Source organism: Anaerotignum faecicola (genome assembly GCA_024460105.1).
Lineage (GTDB): Bacteria > Bacillota > Clostridia > Lachnospirales > Anaerotignaceae > JANFXS01.
Map to the genome: position 1 here is coordinate 1 of JANFXS010000343.1, position 434 is coordinate 434.

General features: G+C 44.0%; 1 protein-coding gene. It reads left to right on the forward strand.

The window, feature by feature from the left end; all coding sequences use genetic code 11:
- The first annotated feature begins 5 nt into the window (after nucleotides 1-5).
- Nucleotides 6-311, forward strand: a complete 306-nt coding sequence (locus NE664_14290) for a hypothetical protein (GenBank protein ID MCQ4727804.1) — start codon at nucleotides 6-8, stop codon at nucleotides 309-311.
- Nucleotides 312-434: the final 123 nt, after the last annotated feature.

Here is a 434-nt window from a genome sequence, read left to right on the forward strand (position 1 = left end):
CTGAGGTGGATGAATTGCTGTGGAATACCATCATTCAGTTTGAAGGGTATCCATTCTGTACCAGCAAGGGACTTAAGTTTTCTTACATAATAAAAAAACGCAGGGACGGATCAAACAGCGGTGAGATGTTCATCAGCCGGAAAGAAAAGTCCATTACGAAGGCAACGGTGATGATTGCATTTCATAAGGCATTGGAGCTGATGGATGCGGAAGGGAGTGTATCGGGGCCGAAGAAACTGGGGACATTCGGTGCCAGCTATCTTTACCCGGTATTTATCAGATTATTTCTGCCGGAGAACAGGAGACTTTAAAACTATGTTTAACAGCATTACAAAGCTTATCTCATGGGACAGCATCTGGAATCCCTATACATTTACCGATGCAAAAATCATTGTGGCGAGTCTGCTTCTGGCGATGGCTGGAAGCATTGTTTT